Source organism: Yoonia sp. SS1-5 (assembly GCF_038443705.2).
Taxonomy (GTDB): Bacteria; Pseudomonadota; Alphaproteobacteria; order Rhodobacterales; family Rhodobacteraceae; genus Yoonia; species Yoonia rhodophyticola.
Genome location: NZ_CP151767.2, coordinates 3,961,640 through 3,982,339, shown reverse-complemented (window position 1 = coordinate 3,982,339; position 20,700 = coordinate 3,961,640). Strand labels below are relative to the sequence as shown.

Annotated in this window: 18 protein-coding genes and 1 other RNA gene; 5 read left to right on the top strand and 14 right to left on the bottom strand. The window is 58.2% G+C overall.

What is annotated here, in order from left to right; translation table 11 throughout:
• Genes AABB31_RS21220 through AABB31_RS21200 form a run of 5 tightly spaced genes read left to right on the top strand, consistent with a single transcriptional unit; the run spans position 1 to position 4,202 of the window.
• Positions 1-2,082 (top strand): chemotaxis protein CheA, encoded by a 2,082-nt coding sequence (locus AABB31_RS21220; protein ID WP_342076273.1) that lies wholly within the window; start codon positions 1-3, stop codon positions 2,080-2,082.
• On the top strand, positions 2,069-2,536 hold the full coding sequence (locus tag AABB31_RS21215; RefSeq protein WP_342076274.1) for a chemotaxis protein CheW: 468 nt from the start codon (positions 2,069-2,071) through the stop codon (positions 2,534-2,536). Before AABB31_RS21220 ends, AABB31_RS21215 begins: the two co-directional genes overlap by 14 nt.
• Positions 2,533-3,438, top strand: coding sequence for a protein-glutamate O-methyltransferase CheR (locus tag AABB31_RS21210; protein WP_373635291.1), 906 nt, complete (start codon positions 2,533-2,535; stop codon positions 3,436-3,438). Before AABB31_RS21215 ends, AABB31_RS21210 begins: the two co-directional genes overlap by 4 nt.
• A gap of 3 nt (positions 3,439-3,441) precedes the next feature.
• Positions 3,442-3,828 carry a response regulator gene (locus AABB31_RS21205; RefSeq protein ID WP_342076276.1) on the top strand — a complete coding sequence of 129 codons (387 nt, stop codon included), beginning with the start codon at positions 3,442-3,444 and terminating at the stop codon, positions 3,826-3,828.
• A complete protein-coding gene (locus AABB31_RS21200; protein ID WP_342076277.1) occupies positions 3,825-4,202 on the top strand; it encodes a hypothetical protein in 378 nt (125 codons plus the stop codon). Before AABB31_RS21205 ends, AABB31_RS21200 begins: the two co-directional genes overlap by 4 nt.
• A gap of 325 nt (positions 4,203-4,527) precedes the next feature.
• Here the strand turns inward: AABB31_RS21200 and AABB31_RS21195 are convergent, their stop codons facing one another.
• The 14 genes from AABB31_RS21195 to AABB31_RS21130 all read right to left on the bottom strand — a co-directional run bounded on the left by AABB31_RS21195 (position 4,528) and on the right by AABB31_RS21130 (position 20,653).
• The gene (locus AABB31_RS21195) at positions 4,528-4,698 is read right to left on the bottom strand and encodes an integrase core domain-containing protein (RefSeq protein WP_373635826.1); all 171 of its coding nucleotides are present in this window, start codon (positions 4,696-4,698) and stop codon (positions 4,528-4,530) included.
• 1,077 nt (positions 4,699-5,775) lie between these two features.
• Complete coding sequence (locus AABB31_RS21190) at positions 5,776-8,163, bottom strand: glycogen/starch/alpha-glucan phosphorylase (RefSeq protein ID WP_373635290.1); 2,388 nt, start codon at positions 8,161-8,163, stop codon at positions 5,776-5,778.
• 180 nt (positions 8,164-8,343) lie between these two features.
• Positions 8,344-10,425, bottom strand: a complete 2,082-nt coding sequence (gene glgX / locus AABB31_RS21185) for a glycogen debranching protein GlgX (protein WP_373635289.1) — start codon at positions 10,423-10,425, stop codon at positions 8,344-8,346.
• 2 nt (positions 10,426-10,427) lie between these two features.
• A complete protein-coding gene (gene glgA, locus AABB31_RS21180; RefSeq protein ID WP_342076279.1) occupies positions 10,428-11,861 on the bottom strand; it encodes a glycogen synthase GlgA in 1,434 nt (477 codons plus the stop codon).
• Between the two features lie 6 nt (positions 11,862-11,867).
• A complete protein-coding gene (gene glgC / locus AABB31_RS21175) occupies positions 11,868-13,121 on the bottom strand; it encodes a glucose-1-phosphate adenylyltransferase (protein WP_373635288.1) in 1,254 nt (417 codons plus the stop codon).
• Positions 13,122-13,143: 22 nt separating this feature from the next.
• Positions 13,144-15,381 carry a 1,4-alpha-glucan branching protein GlgB gene (gene glgB / locus AABB31_RS21170; protein WP_342076280.1) on the bottom strand — a complete coding sequence of 746 codons (2,238 nt, stop codon included), beginning with the start codon at positions 15,379-15,381 and terminating at the stop codon, positions 13,144-13,146.
• 157 nt (positions 15,382-15,538) lie between these two features.
• Complete coding sequence (gene rpmG / locus AABB31_RS21165; RefSeq protein WP_008233681.1) at positions 15,539-15,706, bottom strand: 50S ribosomal protein L33; 168 nt, start codon at positions 15,704-15,706, stop codon at positions 15,539-15,541.
• A gap of 104 nt (positions 15,707-15,810) precedes the next feature.
• Positions 15,811-16,206: a PAS domain-containing protein gene (locus tag AABB31_RS21160; RefSeq protein ID WP_342076281.1), complete on the bottom strand. Its 396-nt coding sequence runs from the start codon at positions 16,204-16,206 to the stop codon at positions 15,811-15,813.
• Between the two features lie 65 nt (positions 16,207-16,271).
• Positions 16,272-16,645: RNase P RNA component class A (gene rnpB, locus AABB31_RS21155), an RNA gene on the bottom strand.
• A 12-nt stretch (positions 16,646-16,657) separates the two neighbouring features.
• Positions 16,658-17,278 (bottom strand): N-acetylmuramoyl-L-alanine amidase, encoded by a 621-nt coding sequence (locus tag AABB31_RS21150; RefSeq protein WP_342078923.1) that lies wholly within the window; start codon positions 17,276-17,278, stop codon positions 16,658-16,660.
• Positions 17,279-17,337: 59 nt separating this feature from the next.
• On the bottom strand, positions 17,338-18,162 hold the full coding sequence (locus AABB31_RS21145; RefSeq protein WP_342076282.1) for a hypothetical protein: 825 nt from the start codon (positions 18,160-18,162) through the stop codon (positions 17,338-17,340).
• A gap of 40 nt (positions 18,163-18,202) precedes the next feature.
• A complete protein-coding gene (gene gatA / locus AABB31_RS21140; protein ID WP_342076283.1) occupies positions 18,203-19,684 on the bottom strand; it encodes an Asp-tRNA(Asn)/Glu-tRNA(Gln) amidotransferase subunit GatA in 1,482 nt (493 codons plus the stop codon).
• Positions 19,684-19,971, bottom strand: a complete 288-nt coding sequence (gene gatC / locus AABB31_RS21135; RefSeq protein WP_342076284.1) for an Asp-tRNA(Asn)/Glu-tRNA(Gln) amidotransferase subunit GatC — start codon at positions 19,969-19,971, stop codon at positions 19,684-19,686. Before gatC ends, gatA begins: the two co-directional genes overlap by 1 nt.
• Before the next feature lie 40 nt (positions 19,972-20,011).
• The gene (locus AABB31_RS21130; RefSeq protein ID WP_342076285.1) at positions 20,012-20,653 is read right to left on the bottom strand and encodes a ceramidase domain-containing protein; all 642 of its coding nucleotides are present in this window, start codon (positions 20,651-20,653) and stop codon (positions 20,012-20,014) included.
• Positions 20,654-20,700: the final 47 nt, after the last annotated feature.

The window sequence follows — 20,700 nt, the reverse complement described above, 5'->3', positions numbered from 1 at the left end:
ATGACCCAAGACAGCTCTATCCTGAACGCCTTTTTTGAAGAATGCGAAGACCTGATTGTCGCCCTGACAGAGGGGCTCGAGGCCATGCGCGAAGGCCATGCCGATGACGAAACCGTCAATGCCGTCTTTCGTGCCGTTCACTCGATTAAGGGGGCCGCGGGCGCATTTGCATTGGACGAACTCGTCGGATTTGCCCACAAGTTCGAGACCGTCTTGGACGAGGTCCGTTCCCATCGGCTGGAAACCGATGACGGGCTGTTGCGCACCTTGCAACGCGCAGGCGATATTCTTGCTGATCTGGTTGATGACGCACGCGCCCAGACGCCTGCGAACCGCAACGCGGTTGACCCGGTTCTGGCCGAACTGCAAGCCCTTCTTGGCCCCGAAACCGCGCAAGAGGAGGAAGAGTTTGTTTTCGAAGCCATGACCCTCGATTTCGGCCCCCTCGACGATGCCGAGGGGGGCTATCGCGTGACATTCAAGCCGTCCGCGGAATTTTATGCGACCGGCAACGATCCGGTCTTGATCCTCAAGGCACTCTCGGAACTTGGTGAGGTCAAAACACAACTCGACACCAGCGCCTTGCCTGACAGTTTTGACGCGTTTGACTGGTCCGCGGGATATCTGGTCTGGACAGTTGATATCCCCGGCCTTGGCACCGATCTCGCGATCCGGGACGTGTTTCAGTTCATGGACGACCTCTGCGACCTCAAAGTCGAACCGTTGACAGAAGAGTCGGTGCCCGAACTCCTTGAACCCGATCCAGTTCCCGTCACAGCACAACCGGTAGCCCCTGTTGATGAACCACAGGAACAGGCAGCAGTACCCGCTCCCAAACCCGCCGATCGGACGGTCAAGAAACCTGCAACGACACTGCGCGTTGATCCTGAACGCGTAGACCGCCTTATCAATGCTGTGGGTGAGCTCATTATCAATCAGTCGGTCATCTCCCAACGGCTGCAGGAAGCCGATTTACCAAATTCCTCGGACCTGTTTTCGGATCTTGATGACTACAAGCTGCTGGCCCGGGAAATCCAGGAAGGCGTAATGGCTATCCGCGCGCAACCCGTCAAACCGCTCTTTCAGCGCATGCTGCGTATCGCCCGTGAAGCGGCCGACGCAACCGACAAGGACGTGGAACTCGTCACAGAAGGCGAGTCAACAGAAGTTGACAAAACTGTTGTCGAACGGCTTGCCGATCCCCTTACGCACATGATCCGGAATGCCATTGACCACGGCATCGAAACGCCTGATCAGCGACAGGCGGCAGGCAAACCGCGGCAAGGCACTCTGCGCCTCTCCGCAAGCCAGCGGTCGGGCAGTATCGTCATCGAAATTGCTGACAATGGTGCCGGACTGAACCGCCCGCGCATCCGTGATATTGCGGTGGAAAGGGGACTGATCCCATCAGATGCCGTACTGTCGGACCCCGAGATTGACCAACTCCTGTTTGCACCGGGCTTCTCTACCGCCAAAGAAGTCACCAATCTTTCCGGCCGCGGCGTGGGCATGGATGTGGTGAAGACGGCGATCACCGCGCTTGGCGGCAGGGTTGCCATCGCGACAATCCCCGGCGAAGGGACGACGTTTTCAATCACTCTGCCACTGACGCTCGCCGTCATGGACGGCATGATTATCACCGTATGCGGACAGACGATGGTGGTACCGATTTCAAGCATCCTTGAGACAATTCGACCCACGGAAAGTGATCTGTCGATGCTTGGGCTCAAAAGCCAGCTGTTGCACATCCGGGGCGACTATGTGCCGATCATTGATCTTGGCGAACGGCTGGGCCACCCCGCCAGCGACAAGCCGATGGCAGACCGCGTTCTTCTCTTGTTACAGACCGAGTCCGTCTCCCAATGCGCGCTGGCCGTCGATGATATCTTTGATCAACGGCAGGTGGTCGTGAAAAGCATGCAGGGCAGCTACGGGGAAATTGTCGGCGTCTCGGGCGCGACCATTCTCGGTGACGGAAAAATCGCGCTCATCATCGACCCCGATGCCATCGCCCATAGCGGCGCGATGCCTCAACACATTCACACTTCGCCTCAGGGAGATCGAATCCATGCAACAGCCTGACGATGCCGCGCAGACCAAGGAATTGGAGTTCGTGACGCTTGTGGCGGGCGGGCAGAATTTCTGCATCGAAATTACCCAAATCCGCGAGATACGCCGATGGAGCCCTGTCACGATCCTGCCCCACTCGCCCGACTATGTCCTGGGGGTCATCAATCTACGGGGGGCGGTCATCCCCATTATCGATCTCGCCGCAAAATTGGGGTTCCCGCGCATTGACCCAACCGAGCGTCACGTCATCATCATCGCAGCGATCGAAGACTGTACAATAGGTTTGCTGGTCGAGTCCGTGTCCGAAATACTCGGGGTCAAATCCGACATGGTACGTGAGACACCAAAGGGTACGGACGACGCAACAACGCGCGCCATCCTGGGGATCATTGCGATGGGCGATGACATGACGAAGGTTATCAACCTGGCAACGCTACTCCCTAACAACGATCCGGTTGCGGCATGAACGCGCTCAATCCGACCCTCCCGAAAGCCAATGGTCCGTCGGAATATGCATTCACCGACGCAGACTTTCGGCAGATCGCGCAAATGGCAAATGAGATCTACGGGCTATTTCTCCAGGATTCGAAAAAGCCACTGGTGTACTCGCGACTTGCAAAGCGACTCAGGGCATTAGGGTTAAATAGCTTTCGGGAGTACTGCGACCTCTTTCGCACGACGGCAGGCCGCGATGAACAAACCCATCTTCTCTCGGCCCTGACGACAAATGTCACACATTTCTTTCGGGAAAATCACCATTTTGAGCAACTGAGCACAGAAATCCTGCCAAGGCTCATTGATGCGGCACGGCGTGGAGAGAAGGTACGCATCTGGTCGGCGGCCTGTTCCGCGGGTCAGGAAGCCTATTGTCTGGCGGCAGCCGTGGTCGCCGCATGTCCCGATGCCGGCCGGTTTGATATCAAGATACTGGCAACCGATGTCGATCCCAATGTGTTGAAAATTGCGGAAACTGGTCGATATCCCGTGGATCAGTTGAGCGCTATTCCAAGTGAAATGAGGCGCACGATGGTCGCACCTACGACCAGTGATGACGATTTCGAGATAAATCCGAAGTTGCGCGAACTTGTGACCTTTGGCGAGTTGAACTTGGTCGGCGATTGGCCAATGAAACGACCGTTCGACGTGATTTTTTGTCGAAATGCCGCGATCTATTTTGATCAGACAACCCAAGCACGGCTCTGGGAGCGGTTCAACACAGCTTTAAAGCCGATGGGTTATCTGATGATCGGACATTCAGAACGGCTGTCCGGACCAGCAACACAATATTTCAAGAGCATCGGTGTAACCGCATACCAAAAACAACAGGGGCCGGGCACAGGACGCGCGCCTTACTCAGGAGAGCAATAGAAAATGAGCCTTAAAGACTCACTACGCATCATGATTGTTGACGACATGGGCGTCAGCCGCGGCCTTCTTGTCCAAGCGATAGAGGAAATGGGAATCTGGAAGAACCAGGCGGAGAATGATGGTCGTGCGGCATTGGCCAAGCTGATCAATGATCCCGTCCACCTCGTTCTATCGGACTACAATATGCCTGGCATGGACGGGCTGGAATTGCTGCGTGCGCTCCGCCAGAACAAGTCGACCGCGCGTATCGGCTTCATACTTGTCACGGGCAATCCTACACCGGACCTTGTTTCAAAGGGTAAGGCGCTGGGCCTGAATAACATTATCAAAAAACCGTTCTCCACAGCTTCGATGAAGCAATGCATCGAAAGTGTCGTCGGCAAACTATGAATGAAAATGCTTCACCACTGATCCCGCACGACGATGGAACACTTTTTTCCAGATTATCAGATGTTATCCGGGAGGTAGGGGTCGCCGTAGCAGAAATCGAAGAAACCATGGTTGATGAAGTGCAGTTCAACCAGCGGGCACGGCTGCCAAGTCACACCGTTCAAAAAATCGATGTCGTTATGCAATCAATCGAAGAAATTGCGTTGATCGTAGAACGCATGTCGCTTGTTGCGCCAGAGTGCCTGGAACGCAATCGCTTCGAAATTGTAAACCCGGCAAAACTGGAATGGATTCGAACCGTATTGCTCGACGACGAGACAAAAAACGCTAGCCCTGAGCTTGACCGATGTACAGGTACGGTAACGCTATTCTAACTGATATTGCGCCCTGTTTTCAAAAGCTTCGTGGCAAAATACCCTTTGAGCCCGGCACGCATCGAGTGGGGCTATTTCGGTCTGTTATGAAGGCAAAAGGTGGCGAGATGCCCCAAAGAAGTACGGCCTTCCTATGAGCCCGCACAACCGCTGGAGTGAGAACGACATCTTTGCGGACACTAACCTGCTCAGGGAGCTAACCCGTTCATGACGATAGTCTTCGAGTCTGGTTCAGTTATTCTTCAATTTCAGTCTGGCTTGTGCAAGCGCGGGAAACGCGGAGCAATCGAATTACAAATGCGCACTGGGGCGCTTTTGTACGTGGTTAACGTCCGTTTGATAAACGCGCCCGGACGTTATTGTAATCGTACCTCCACCGCACCAGGTTGCGGTGGACATGGCCCAGGCCGTCGCACACCTCCTCGTTCAGAAAATCGCGCGGCCTGCCATTGAACCACTTAACGAGGGTATTCTGCCGGGGTTTGCCCGGACCAATATCGCGCCACTCGAAATCGTTGTCGTTTACCTATATGCAGAAATGGCCGAATCGTGAACTCGGCGCCATGGTCGCAGGAAATATTAGCGGGTTTTCCATGGACCCGGGCAAGCGCATCCAATTCCCGCGCCGCGCAGGCCCCCAGAAACTAGTGTCCGCCATCCGCTGCCGAGCTGGCGATTGCAGGGCATCTCCCGAGAAGGGTCTAGGTTCTCGCGACGGCAATCATCGTTCACAAGCAAGCTGCAGAGCCGGCGCCAGGCACCCGTCGTTTCGGACAGGAAGTCCAGTGACGAACCTTCACCCACAGCAAAGCCTCTGGCATCTGCGTTCGCGCGCCAAGGGCGTGTTTCCGGCTCAGATCACCTGACACCCAGTCTTTCTTCGGTGTGTGGACCGACACAGCTTGTTCTGGATCATGACTATGCCGTTGCGTTCCAGCATCAACTGGATGCGGCGATGCCTTTGTCTCTCTGCTGAGGGCCCGGTTGTCCGGCGGAGGGTCTTTGGGTTGACACCATCACGCCTGCACGCCCGCCGTCGCTAGATGTCGTGGTCACGCATGCTTCACAGCGTTGCATCCCGCCCCGCGGGCGGTGTTGTCAACTCCTTCCAAACAGATCCTTCGGCACAACAGTGTTCAACATCGTGTCCGCCGGTTTACTCAAGCTTCACATTCTTGTTCTTCAACGGCCGTGATGGCCAAGTCGGGTCCCTCGATGCCGCCACTTCGATTTGCATTAGTAGAACGTGCCTTGGCTGAGCCCATGGGTTCGGTGCAGTCCACAAATCGGCGTTTCTGCGTCCCGTTTTTGGATCATCCCGATACGCCGCGTATTTGATCTTCAATGGGGATGGCCCTTCGGATCAATAAAACCCTAACCCGGTTCAGGCAGGACAACTGACCCAGATCATCCGCATTGCCCCATCATATCGCCTGCAAGGAACACCTCGACTGCACCACCCTCGTGACCAAGGACCTGAACCGAGACGAACCAACCTTCTTTTCCGACATCATCCCGCGTGCCCTCGCCAATACGCGACGCCGACGGGGTGCGCTTTTCGAAAGCGAAACACTCAGGGCTTGTCGTTTCCGAGCCGCTTGGCCTTCCAGATATCGTCCATGTAACCGCGAATTGTTCGGTCGGAGGAGAAATACCCGGCCCCCGCGATGTTGCGGAGTGCGGTTTGATGCCACTGCGCCTGATCTGCGAAAGCAGCATCTACATCCCGCTGACTGCTTTCGTAGCTGTCATAGTCTGATGCAACCAGAAACGGGTCATGATTCCATGTCGCATAAACCAAGCCATGATAGCGACCGGGTTCGTTTGCGTTGAAATGCCCTTCCGCCACGATCTGCAGCACATCCTGCAGCTGCTGGCTTTCCAAGATCGCCGACCGGGCATGACGTGGCATCTGATACCGTTTCTGCACCTCAGCCGCGGTCATCCCAAATAGAAAGAAGTTGTCCGCGCCCACGTGATCGCGGATTTCGACATTCGCGCCATCAAGCGTCCCGATTGTCAGGGCCCCGTTCATTGTAAACTTCATATTGCCGGTGCCAGAGGCCTCTTTGCCGGCGGTTGAAATCTGCTCGGACAAATCCGCAGCGGGGATCAATCGTTGCGCCATCGAGACATTGTAATTGGCCGGATACACAACTTTGAGCCGTCCCCGCATCGCGGGGTCATTGTTGATCACAACAGCGATGTCGTTGATCAGCCGAATGATCGTTTTGGCGGTGAAATAACCCGGTGCGGCCTTGCCCCCAAATATCTTGACCCGCGGGGTCCAGTTAGCGTCGGGGTTGGTTCGGATCGCGTGCCAGCGGGCAACCGTTTCAAAGACATTCAACAACTGCCGCTTATACTCGTGGATCCGTTTGATCTGCACGTCGAACATCGCATCCGGGTCGATATCGACCCCCAACTGTCGGGCGGTCCAATTGGAAAACGCCACCTTGTTTGCGCGTTTGGCCAGCCGCACCGCATCAATCACGGCCGGATCGTTTTCGTATTGTCGCAGGCCCTGCAGTCGATCCAGATCACGTTCCCATCCCGGCCCGATCGCATCTGTGATCACAGCTGACAGGCCCGGATTGGCCAGTCGCAGCCACCGACGCGGCGTGACCCCGTTTGTCTGATTGATAATACGGTCGGGGTAATGCGCATGAAGTTGGGCAAACACGGTGCTGCGCATCAGATCGGTATGCAGCGCCGAAACACCGTTGACATGCGAGGCCATGACAAAGGCCAAAATCCCCATACGCACCTGATCCTGATGAACAATTTTCTGTTCCGGCGCACAGCCCGTTGCCGCCTGATGATCACGGTCTATCCGTTCAATGATCTGCATATGCCGCGGCAATACACGCCCCATAAGCCATGTTGACCATTGTTCCAGCGCTTCGGGCAACAAGGTGTGGTTGGTGTAATTCAGGCAGCGCTGCGCGAGGTCCTTTGCCACATCCCAGCCCAAGCCATGTTCGTCGGTCAGCAGCCGGATAAGCTCTGGCCCCGCGATGGCCGGGTGCGTGTCATTCATCTGAATGGCAACTTTGTCGGGCAGCAAGGACATGTCGTCATATTCGCTGCGGAACCGGCGCAGAATGTCCTGCAACGCGGCCGAAGTCAGAAAGAATTCCTGCTTGAGGCGCAATTCCTTGCCGCTATCGGTGGCATCCTCGGGGTACAGAACACGGCTTAACGTCCGGGCCAGCGCCTCGGGTGCGGCCGCTGCCGTGTGATCGCCCGAGTTGAACCGTTCCAGGTCAAACAATTCCGTCGGGTGCGCCCCCCACAGGCGTAGCGTGTTCGCCCATTCGCCCTGCCACCCCACAACAGGTGTGTCATAGGCCCGTGCCAAAACCGTCTCGGCCGGGTGCCAGTGGCCGTCGTCACCCACATGCCCCTTGAATGGAATAGTGTAGCGCGCCTCTGGCCGTTCGAATTCCCATGGATGGGTCTGGTTCAGCCAATCCTCGGGGGTTTCGACCTGTTGGCCGCCTTCGAACCGCTGCCGGAACAGCCCGTGTTCGTAGCGAATGCCATATCCAAAACCCGGGCAGCCAAGCGTTGACATGGATTCGAGAAAACAGGCAGCCAGGCGCCCCAATCCACCATTACCCAGCGCCGCATCGGGTTCATTTTCGATCACATCGTCAAGCGTAATGCCCTCATCCATAAGCACGGCTGCAATGGTATCGTGAAGCCCAAGGTTGATCATCGCGTCCTCGAGAATACGCCCGATCAGAAATTCCATCGACAGGTAGTACACCCGCTTACCCTGCGCCTCGTAGGTGCGGCGCGTGGCTGCAAACCAGGGTTCTACAATCAGGTCCCGGATCGTGTAGCTGACCGCCATCCGCCAGTCATAAATACTGGCATGCGGTTTATCCTTGCCCAACGTGTAGATCAGGTGCTGATCAATACGTGCCCGCAATGCTTCGGCGGAAATGTCACTCATCATGTTCATCTAAATGCTCGATACGCTTTTGGGGACCAAGCATATCCCTTAAACGTCGCTTTTTTGTTTGTCACGGGAAAGCGGCGTTAAAGCGTTGCGCGAAAAACCTGAATCACTTAACGCTGCCTGAAATCAAAGATTTCAACGCGTTAAGTGATAAGCGATATTTCAAGTATTTCGTCAAACGCTATCGTCGCCTAACGCAAAAACCACGACCGTGTCGGCCAGGATCGTTGTGCCGTCGGTTGGCTGGGTCGCGTCATCCGCCGCCGTATCAAAACGGCGTACCCATCGCCGCCCGTCAGGCGCGTCCGGCAGGAGAACCGCCGCCGTCTCACCCGCGTTCAGCACCACCAGCAAGGCACCTTCCTTTTCCACGTAGGTGGGCGTTCCGGATGCCATCCGCAGCTCTGCCACAATCATGCGGAGCCCGGGATCATCCCAATCGGATTGTTCCATCGCCGCACCGTCGGCACGCCGCCAGAACAGATCGGGTGCCCCATCTGTCAGGCGTGGTCGCGAATGCAGAAACCGTGTCTGCCGCAAGATCGGATGCGCCTTTCGGAACGCAATGGCCTGCCTGCAGAATTTCAAGAACGCCTCATCGCGATCTTCCCAATTCACCCAACCCAGCGGGTTATCCTGACAATAGACATTGTTGTTGCCGTCCTGAGTGTTCCCAATCTCATCCCCCGCCAACAGCAGCGGCGTGCCCTGCGAAAACAGCAACGTCGCAATCATGTTGCGTCGTCTGCGGACCCGGGCCGCCCGTATCTTGGGGTCATCGGTTGGCCCCTCGACCCCCATATTGTCCGAATAATTTCCCGAATGGCCGTCCCGGTTTCCTTCCCCATTGGCCAGATTATGCTTGCGCGCATAGCTGACCGTATCCCGCAGGGTGAACCCATCATGCGCTGTCAGGAAATTCACCGATGAGGTCGATGCACGCCCATCATGGTCAAAGAACTGCGCCGAACCGCATAGCCGCGCGGCCATCCCCGCAACCATGCCATCATCCCCACGCCAGAATTTGCGCGTATCATCACGGTATTTGTCGTTCCATTCCGAAAAAGGGGCCGGATAGGCCCCAAGCTGATAGCCGCCGGGCCCGATATCCCACGGCTCTGCCATCAGCTTGACCTTGTTCAGGACCGGATCTTGCTGGATCGCCCGAAAGAAGGGACCGTTGCGATCAAACCCATGCGCGGTCCGCCCCAGCACAGAACACAGGTCAAAACGGAACCCGTCCACATGCATTTCCTGCACCCAATAGCGCAGTGAATCCATCACCATCCGCAGCACAAACGGATGTTCGACGTTCAGCGTGTTCCCGCAACCTGCGTCATCCATATAGTGCCGTTTATCCTCGGCCAAACGGTAGTAGCTGGCATTGTCCAGCCCCCGAAAGGCAACCGTGGGGCCGACATGCGACCCTTCAGCGGTGTGGTTATAGACCACATCCAGGATCACCTCGATCCCGGCGGTATGAAACCTTGCCACCATCTGTTGGAACTCGGCGATCTGGCCGCGATGCATGTAGCGCGGCTCGGGCGCGAAGAACCCGTAGCTCATATAGCCCCAGTAGTTGCGCAACCCTTGGTCAGTCAGGAACTGATCGTCCATGAATGCATGAACGGGCAATAATTCAATGGCCGTGACGCCCAGATTGTTAAGATGCTCCAGCATCGGGTCCGAGGCCATGCCAAGATATGTTCCGGGCAAATCCACATCCCGACGCCCGGCTGTCAGCCCTTTGACATGCGCCTCATACAGAATGGTTTCGGAGAGTTTGTGGTCGGGGCTGACCACCTCGCCCCAGCTGAATGCAGGATCTACCACCACGCAACGGGGCATGAAGGGCGCGCTGTCGCGCTTGTCAAAGCTCAGATCGACCGCAGGGTCGCCCACGGTATAGCCAAACAGGGCGTCATCCCAGGTCGGATGCCCTGTCAGCTGTTTGGCATAAGGATCAATCAGCAGTTTGTAGGGGTTGAACCGATGCCCGTCCTGCGGCCGATATGGCCCATCCACCCGGTAGCCATATTGTTGGCCGGGCTGCATGCCCGGGATGTAGCCGTGCCAGACATGCCCTTCCCGTTCGGGCAAGGCGACGATCTGGTTTTCCACCCCATCGGCGTCAAAAAGGCACAGGTTGACCCGCGACGCATGCTGCGAAAAGATCGCAAAATTCACGCCATTGCCGTCGAATGTCGCGCCAAGCGGATTGGCGCGACCGGCCTCGATTGGGAAATTTTCTGCCATAATCAGTCAGATGCCGCCAATCCTGCGTAAAGGGCGTGATATTCAACAGCCGACCGTTCCCAGCCCACCGCCTGCTTCATCCCGTTGCGTTGCAACTGGGCCCAGATTTTCGGTGCGGCGTAGAGCGCCGAAAGCCGGTGAAACGCATTTCCCAGGGCCCCCGCCGTGACCGGGAAGAACTGCACCCCTGTCGCAGCCCCGCTGCTGAGCGCGGCAGGTGACGCATTGATCACCGTATCGGCAAGCCCCCCGGTCAGTCCGACGAGCGGAACAGTGCCATAACGCAGCCCGTATAGCTGGGTCAGCCCACAAGGCTCGAACCGCGATGGCACAAGGATCGCATCGCCCCCGGCCATCATCCGGTGCGACAGGGCCTCATCATAACCGATCTGCACCCCGACATTCGGATGCGCCGCTGCCAGCTTGTGCAACGCAACCTCCAGCGCGGGCTCGCCCGAGCCTAGCAATGCAAGCTGGCCGTCATTGTCCAAAAGCGCGGGCAAGGCCTCGATCAGCAGGTCGATCCCTTTTTGCGAGGTCAGTCGCGAAATCAGAACACAGAGCGGGCCGCCGGCGGGTTCAAGCCCAAAGGCCGCCTGCAGCTTTTTCTTGTTTGCAGCCTTGCCCCGTGGGGTTTTGTAAGACTGGATTTCCGGATCGGTGGCGGGGTTCCAGACATCTGTATCAATGCCGTTCACGATCCCCGTCAGATCGGCCTGCCGATGCCGCAACACACCTTCCATGCCCATGCCGAATGTATCTGTCATCAATTCTTCGGCGTAGGTCTGCGATACCGTTGTGATCTTGTCCGCCCCCATCAGCCCGGCTTTCAAAGCCGATATCTGGCCCCAGAATTCGAAGTGATCCGCATTGAAACGCCACGGATCCAGTTGAAGTTGTTCCAGCATGTTGCCTGGCGCATTTCCGTGAAAGGCCACATTGTGGATCGTGAAAATAAACGGGGTCTTCGCATCCCCACCTAGCGCATGCATATATTCCAGCACGAGCCCAGCTTGCCAGTCATGCCCGTGCACAACGTCAGGGCGCCATTTTCCGGCACCATGCACAGCCACATGGGCCGCAGCATAAGAAAGCGCTGCAAAGCGCAGGGGATTGTCAGGCCAGTCATGCCCGGCCGCGTCCAGATAAATGCCACCCTCGCGATCGAACAGATGCGGTGCGTCAACCACAAGCAATGCCAGGCCCGCCGCCTCTGCCGACAGGATGCGCGCAGGCCCGCCAAACAGATTGTCAATCTTCGCGACAGTCCTGGGCTTGTTCAGTTGCCCGGCCACCTGCGGATAGCCCGGGATCATCGTGCGCAGCGTGGCGCCCAGACCGGCAAGTGCGGCGGGCAGTGCGCCGACCACATCTGCCAACCCCCCTGTCTTGATCAAGGGGGCGCATTCAGACGCCACAGACAGCACACGCACCATTCGCCGCTAACCTTCCGCTTTTTTGTCCAACATGGTTTGCGTAATCAATGTGGTCCCCCGGTCGGTGACGCGGAACCATTTCGCATCCTCGGTCGGGTCCTCGCCCACAACAAGGCCTTCGGGGATGATCACGCCACTGTCAATCACAACCTGCCGCAGGCGGGCGGATCGGCTGACAACCACATTGGGCAAAACAACCGCATGGTCCAGAACCGCGTAGGAATTGGTATGTACATTGGTAAACAGGCACGAATTCCGCACCTCGGTCCCCGAAATGATGCACCCCCCCGACACCATTGACGAAATCGCCATGCCACGCCGGTCGCGTTCGTCGTGAATGAATTTTGCAGGCGGCACGCTCTCCGAATAGGTCCAGACCGGCCAGCTGCGATCCCATAAATTCAGGTCCGGGGTGAAATTCGTCAGGTCGATATGCGATTCCCAGAATGCATCAACCGTCCCCACGTCCTTCCAGTAAACGGGCGAGCCTTCGGTCCGCACGCAGCTATTGTCGAACCGGTGCGCCATGGCCTTGCCGTTCTTGACGATATCGGGGATCAGGTCATTGCCGAAATCATGCGAGGAATTGGGATCTTCGGCATCTTTGGCCAGCAGATCACGCAGGAATTTCCAGTTAAAGACGTATATCCCCATAGAGGCGAGCGCCTTGGTCGGGTCGTCCGGCGTGCCCGGCGGGTCCGCCGGTTTTTCCAAAAATGATGTGATCTGCCCGCTTTTGTCGGTCGCCATCACGCCAAAAGCCGTGGCCTCCTCACGCGGGACGGTCAGACACCCGACGGTCACGTCGGCACCGGATTCCACATGCTCGCGCAGCATGATTTCATAATCCATCTTGTAGATATGATCACCGGCCAGGATGATGACGTAATCCACGTGGTAGCTGTCAACGATATCAATATTCTGGGTGACGGCATCTGCCGTGCCCTTGTACCAGCTTTCGGTCCCGGTGCGCTGCGACGCGGGCAGGATATCAAGGAATTCGTTGCGTTCGGCCCTGAAAAACGTCCAGCCCCGCTGCAGGTGCCGGATCAGGCTATGGGCCTTGTATTGGGTCGCAATGGCCATCCGGCGGATGCCGGAATTCAACGCGTTCGACAGGGCAAAGTCGATAATCCGTGTTTTGCCCCCAAAGGGCACAGCGGGTTTCACGCGCCGATCTGTCAACTCTTTCAGCCGGCTCCCCCGGCCACCAGCCAGCACAAATACCATTGAGCGCTGCGTCAGTCGTGTTGTTGGCATGTCGTCGTCTCCTCCCAAGAATTCAGTGTCCGTCCCGTCGCCGCAAGACCACGGTCGAGAGCGGTGGCAAAGTTACAACGATCGAAGCCGCCTGATCGTTGCATGCGACATCCTCGCTGCGCACGCCGCCCAGATTGCCCCTGTTCCCCCCGCCATAGATTTCCGCATCGGTGTTGAGCACTTCCTCCCAGACGCCCGCGCCTGGCACGCCGACGCGGAACCCATCACGCGGCACCGGGGTAAAGTTGCACATGACCACGACGGGCGCGTCATCGTCATTGCCGTAGCGGACATAGCCCATGACCGATTGCGCCGGGTCGTTGCAAAGCCATGCAAAGCCCGATGGCAGACAATCATTCACGTGCAAGGCAGGGGTCTCGCGATACAGCCTATTCAGGTCACGCACCAAATGCTGAACCCCGGCATGGGGCGGCAGGCTTGCCGCGTGCCAGTTCAGCTCTGCATTGTGGTTCCATTCTTCGGGCTGGGCGAATTCGCAGCCCATGAATAACAGCTTTTTGCCCGGATGGGTCCACATAAACCCATAATAGGCGCGCAGGTTGGCGAATTTCTCGGCCTCGCTGCCGGGCATTTTGGTCAGCATTGACCCTTTGCCATGCACGACCTCGTCATGGCTGATCGGCAGGATGAAATTCTCTGAAAATGCGTAGTGGATACCAAATGTCATATCATCATGATGATGCTGACGGTGGATCGGATCACGCTGCATATAGCCCAGCGTGTCATTCATCCACCCCATGTTCCATTTATAGCCAAACCCCAACCCGCCCGCATCAACCGGTTGGGACACGCCGGGGAAGGATGTGCTTTCCTCGGCCACGGTCATGATGCTGTTGTCGGCGCCATAAACCGCAACATTCATCTCTTGCAGGAAACCGATCGCCTCGTAGTTTTCGCGGCCCCCATCCTTGTTGGGAACCCATTGCCCTTCGTCGCGGGAATAGTCGCGGTAAAGCATGGATGCCACCGCATCGACCCGCAATCCATCCAGATGGTATTCTTCCATCCAGTAGAGCGCATTTGCCACCAGGTAATTCTTAACCTCGGTCCGGCCGTAATTGTAGATCAGCGTGTTCCAGTCCTGATGGAACCCTTCGCGTGGGTCGGCATGTTCGTACAAGGCGGTCCCGTCGAACCGGGCCAGCCCATGTGCATCGGTTGGAAAATGGCCCGGCACCCAATCCAACAATATGCCAAGCCCAGCCGCATGGGCCGCATCGACAAAATCCCGAAACTCATGTGGGGGCCCAAACCGGATTGTCGGGGCGTAAAGCCCGACAGGCTGATAGCCCCATGACCCATCAAAGGGAAATTCCGATACCGGCAGCAGTTCAATATGGGTGAACCCCATATGTTTGACGTAGGATACCAGATCCTGTGCCAGTTCCTTGTATGACAAGGGGCGCCCGTTATCATCCCACCGGCGCCGCCAGGACCCCAAATGCACCTCGTAGATCGCGATTGGCGCAGTACGGTCCGCGCGCGCAGCACGCGCCTTCATCCAGTCCGCGTCCTTCCAGCCATAGCCAGAGATATCCCGCACCACCGAGGCCTGCTCGGGTGGATGCTGTGCGCCGAAACCGACCGGATCAGCCTTGGCAACCAATCCGCCATCAGCCCCCACAATTTCATATTGGTACAGCGCGCCTTCAGCGATCTGCGGCAGGAATATCTCCCAAACACCGGTTTCGCCGACCTTGCGCATCGGGTGCCGGCGACCGTCCCAGAAATTGAAATCACCAATGACCGATACCCGCTTTGCATTGGGGGCCCAGACGGCGAAATGCGTCCCCGATGTCTTTTCATGCACGCAGACATGCGCGCCAAGGGTGCGCCACAATTCCTTATGCGTGCCCTCACCCAGCAGGTATTTGTCAAAATCGGACAGAACCGGGCCAAACGCATATGGGTCCTGCCCCGTATGGGTGCCGCCATCTGCGAACGTCGCTGTCAGTGTATATGCCTTGCCCGGAACAGGCGCCGCAAAGACATCGCCCGCCAGTCGCGCCAACGGCGTTTGCTTGCCTGCGACATTTGCCGAAACGCCCGTCGCCCCGGGCTGGAACGTGGTGATCCAGCGGCGGTTGCCGCTTTTGTGCGGACCAAGCACAGAAAATGCATCGCCATGGCGGCCCGCCTGCAGCGCGTCCAAATCAGCGGCCGTCAGAAATGACGGCAGGCTGTCGGTTGTCGTTGATGCGCTCTTGGCCGTTTTCCGGCCGGATCGCTTGTCTCCCATAGCGCAGGCTCCGTCTTCAATTCGGTGACCATGTGGCCGCGACAGAAATGCAGCAGCTTGCTGTCTGCACCCCTCCCATCGGACTAAGCCTAGCGCGGGAAACGAAAAAGGCCACGCAAATCGCGTGGCCCCCGGAATATCGCAGTGAAGGGATCAGCTACTTGATCTTGCCTTCCTTGTATTCGACATGCTTGCGCACGACCGGATCGTACTTTTTGATCACCATCTTTTCGGTCATCGTCCGCGCGTTTTTCTTGGTCACATAGAAATGCCCGGTCCCCGCGGTGGAGTTCAGGCGGATCTTGATGGTGGTAGGCTTCGCCATATCTCATCTCTCCTGGTTGCGGGCCGTGTGGCACAGCGCATAAAAACTGAATGAAGCTGCCTTTTACGCCTGCGCGGCGTCAAGTCAACCGCAAAGGCATGGAATCAGTCGTCTTGTGTGATATCGCGCGAGATCACGAGGATAGAGCTGTTTTTCCCGTCAAATCCAGGCACTGGCGACACCGAGAGTTCCAGATCTCTGAGGTCCCCGGATGTGACCGCAACACGCAGTCGGAATTCCTGCGGGTGGCCGGCAAGCGCGTCTTCAAAGCGTTTTTTCAGCTGAACCCGCTGATCTTCGGGCCAAAAATCCCACCATTGGCGGCCAACAACCTGCGACAGGTCGTCAATCTGCAGCGTTGGCAGCCCTTCGCCGCCAAGAAAGCTGATCCGGCCGGATGTATTCAGCAGCACAACCGAATCAGGCGCGTTGCGCAGATCAGCAAGCCTTAAAGCCTTTGCACTGTTCACATCCGGATTGGTAAATCCATCAAGCGTCATAACAAAATACTCCCGCTAAACCTTAGGTAGTCTCAGCCTTCAAAATGCAAGTCAAATTTTTGTATTTGCGCGGATAGCCTGTAAGCCGGATTCTGTGTCTTGCGGTTACCCGCAAGCCGATGACCATTCATCTGGAGCCGCTGTTGCCAACGCCCCTCTAGCTGCCAACCCGGACCGCCTTGGGTTCAAGCATCCCAGCCTTTGCAGGCGCGGGGTCCCTATTTGGCATTGCTCCCGGTGGGGCTTGCCATGCCGCTTGCGTTGCCGCCCGCGCGGTGGGCTCTTACCCCACCGTTTCACCGTGACCCGGACCTGCCGGGCCGTCTGTTCTCTGTGGCGCTATCCCTGGGGTTACCCCCGCCGGGCGTTACCCGGCACCGTGCTTTGTGGAGTCCGGACTTTCCTCGACGCCAGGCGCCGCGGTCATCCAGCCATCCGCGCGCCCCACCCGTTAGGCCCAAGCCGCGTTCACGTCAACGGGGTAGCGCCCGGCCAGGTCGGAAATCATCGCCGCATCGACCGCATCCAACGGTCCCGCCCATTGCGGGCGGAACCGCCTGCGGAAGGTTGCCAGCAGTAAGTCCGGGTCGCTGGTTGCGGAATAACCGAACCTTCGCATCATTGGTGCAAATTGCGCCACGTCCCCCGGCGGTGCAGGATCGGGCCAAACTGACAGCCCTGCCCGTGCCAACCTGCGCCAGTCAAACCGGACCCCTGGGTCAATCTTGCGCCCCGGGGCCATGTCGGAATGGCCGATCACACGTTCCGGCCGGATCGCCCAGCGCTGCATGATCCCTTGCAACAATGCACATAGCGCGTCCATCTGGGCCGCCGCAAACGGGCTGAACCCATCATTGGCCAGCTCAATCCCAATCGAATGGCTGTTGACTTCTGTCACCTTCCCCCAGCGTCCGGCACCCGCATGCCACGCGCGCATCGCCTCTGGCACCAGCGACAGAACCTCGCCATCTTCGGCGATCAGATAATGCGCCGACACTTCATTGGCCGGATCACACAGAACCTTCAACGCGCCCTGCGCGGACTGCATGGCGGTGTAGTGGATCACCACCATATCGGGGCTTGTCACGCCACGGCGCGGCCCGCAATTTGGTGATGGGTGTGATGTGAGCCTCAGTTTCCGGCAGCCCGCTTGAACGGGGCAGGATCCCAACCGCAGGCAAAGCCATCGCCATCGGGGTCAATGCCACGCCGGTCCCGCTCTGGTCCGCCGCGGGCAAGGAAATCGCGCTGCGCATCATCGGGTGTCGCATATTGCGCACAGTTGCGCTGAAAGCGGCTTTGCCCCGACAGCAGGGACCGGCTGTACCATTCCTGCCCTTTCAGATTCGGTGCGTTAATCGCGTATTCCACGATATTGGGGCCGGTATTGCTGGGGCGTTGCGGGACAGCGGTTGGCTGCACCTGTTCGCGTGCGGCAGCCTGGGCGGCGCGACGTTCCGCATCGCTTTCAATCGTCTCCCGGCCTGCAACGGCGTCAAAGTTTTGTTCGTCCGACAGGCTGGGGTTATTCTGGATCACAGGTGGCGCGTTTGTGGGCGAGGCATCAACGCCCTGCCTGCGCAACGGATCACTGCCCGTATTTGCTGGCGGCGTTGGGGCCGCAGCAACCGGCGCGGTTGCAACAGGGGCCGGGGCCGGCACTGTGGCGGGGGCAGCCTGTTGGCCGATCCCTGCCGCGGCCAGCGCGCTTGAGGGGATGGCGCCGGTCTGGGTTGGCGCGGCAGGCGCTGGCTGCCCGGGGATGGTATTGACCTGCGGTGGCGGGATGATCGAGCCGGGCAAGGGGCGTGACAATGCCGCCTCGCGCCGGGCCCGATCCAGTTCGAATTGCGCAAAGTCGTTAAAGCCGACACCGCGCGGCGGCTCGACCACGCGCGGCTCTGTGCACGCGGCCAGTGTCACGAGACCTGCAAAAAATACCAAACCCGTTTTCATGGGCGATCACCTGTCATACTGCGTCTTGTTTTGCGGCAGCTTACCACCACTTGGCAGGCTTGGCTACAAACCCGGCTGCACCCTCCAGCGCGTAGGCAACGTTAAGCAATTCGGCCTCTTCCCATGGACGCCCGATCAGTTGCAGCCCCAATGGCAGCCCCTGCGCATCCAGCCCCGCAGGCACGGAAATGCCGGGCAATCCTGCCAGGTTCACCGTGACTGTGAACACATCGTTCAGATACATCTGGATCGGGTCCATATTCTCGCCCAGCCCAAAGGCCGCTGACGGTGTTGCGGGGGTCAGGATGGCGTCAACCCCATCGGCAAAGACCTCGTCAAAGTCCCGCTTGATCAGCGCACGCACCCGACGGGCCCGGTTGTAGTATGCATCATAAAACCCTGCAGACAGCACATAGGTCCCCACCATCACACGGCGCTGCACCTCGGGGCCGAAACCTTCGGCGCGGGTCTTTTCATACATCTCGGTGATGCCATCACCCTGTGCAAGCTTGGCGCGATGCCCAAAGCGCACACCGTCATACCGGGCAAGGTTTGACGAGGCCTCGGCAGGCGCGATGACGTAATAGGCAGGCAGCGCGTATTTGGTATGCGGCAGGGTGATGTCCTTGATGATCGCGCCTGCATCCTTGAGCATCGCAGTCCCGTCAGCCCACAGCTTTTCAATTTCGGCCGGCATCCCGTCCATCCGGTATTCCTTGGGGATACCGATGGTCTTGCCCTTGATATCGCCGGTCAATGCGGCCTCGAAATCCGGCACGGCGATATCGGCGCTGGTGCTGTCCTTGGGATCATGGCCGCACATTGTGCGCAGCATGATAGCCGCATCGCGCACATCCTTGGTCATTGGCCCGGCCTGATCCAGCGAAGAGGCAAAGGCGACAATGCCCCAGCGCGACACGCGGCCATAGGTCGGCTTCAACCCGGTGATCCCGACAAATGCGGCGGGCTGGCGGATGGAACCGCCCGTATCCGTCCCGGTCGCCGCCAGACACAGATCAGCCGCTACCGCCGCCGCAGAACCGCCCGAAGACCCACCGGGGGTCAAGGCAGTGTCTTCGTTGCCCCGGCGCCACGGGTTGACCGCATTGCCGTAGACGGATGTTTCATTGGACGAGCCCATCGCGAATTCATCCATGTTCAGCTTACCCAGCATCACCGCGCCCGCGTCAAACAGCTGCGATGTGACGGTCGATTCGTATTGCGGCTTGAAGCCTTCCAGAATGCCCGACGCAGCCTGCGACGGCACGTCCTTGGTGCAGAACAGATCCTTGATCCCAAGCGGGATGCCACACATATCCGGCGCATCGCCCAGCTTGATACGCACATCCGCGGCTGCGGCCTGATCCGTCGCGATCTCGGGCGTGTTATGAACAAACGCGCCCAACGCGCCCGCATCGGCAATGGAGGACAGGCAGGCAGCCGTAATTTCGGCACTGGTGACGTCACCCTTGCGCATGGCGTCACGGGCGCCTGCGATGGTCAGTTTGGTCAGATCTGTCATTATTCGACCACCTTTGGCACTGCAAAAAATCCTTCCCGGGCGTCGGGCGCATTGGCCAGCACCGCGCCTTGCTGACTGCCATCGGTGACCACGTCCTCACGCCGTTTCAGACGCTGCGGGGTGACCGAGGTCATCGGCTCGATCCCGTCCACGTCAACCTCGTTCAGCTGTTCGATAAATCCAAGGATCGCGCTGAATTCAGATGCAAGCGCGGGCAAGGCATCATCCTCTACCTTGATGCGGGCAAGCTTCGCCACGCGGCGGGCGGTTTCGGTGTCAATCGACATTGGGGTCTCCCGGTATGGGTTTGTTGGCCAGCGTTTAGCGCTACAGACGGACGGTCGCAAGCATATGGCGCCGGTAAACGTTGATCATCCAGCCCAGCATGATCCCGTTCAGGCAATGCCACAAAAAATGCGTCCCGATCGGGACGATATGGCAGAGGGTTTCATCAAAGGACCGCAGCGTGATCGAAACGCACAAGATCACCCCGCCAATGGCCAGCCCCCGCCCCGTCTGCCCGCCAAGCCAGCCCGCGTAGATGAACAGCGCAAGCGGCACCGTCCAGTAAAAGTTCGACACCGCAAAAAACGGCAGCGTATTCAGGATCGGCACCAGAACATAGGCATAGGGCAGGAAAAAGGCTGTGGCGAGCAGCGCACGCACCCAGCCAAGCCCGGCCATGTCGCGGTTCACCAAAAACAGATAGACCAGAATGAACAGCCCTATCGGCGCGACATCAGATAAAGCCGCCCATTGGGTCGCAAAGGTGTGAAACAGGTAGCTCCCCACCCCGATGGCAAACAGTATGATGCATAACAGCCTTGCGGCCGGAAGCGCCTGACAGCGGCGCCACATGATGATGGCCGCGATGATGAAGGCCAGATTTGTGACCGCATTGATCGGCTCTGACCAATAGGTGAAGTCGGTCCGTTCACAATATCCGTCGATCTGGCTGGACCAATCCATCTTGCACCCCCATGGCTTGCGCGTATCCTGCGCAGATCACAGTGGAG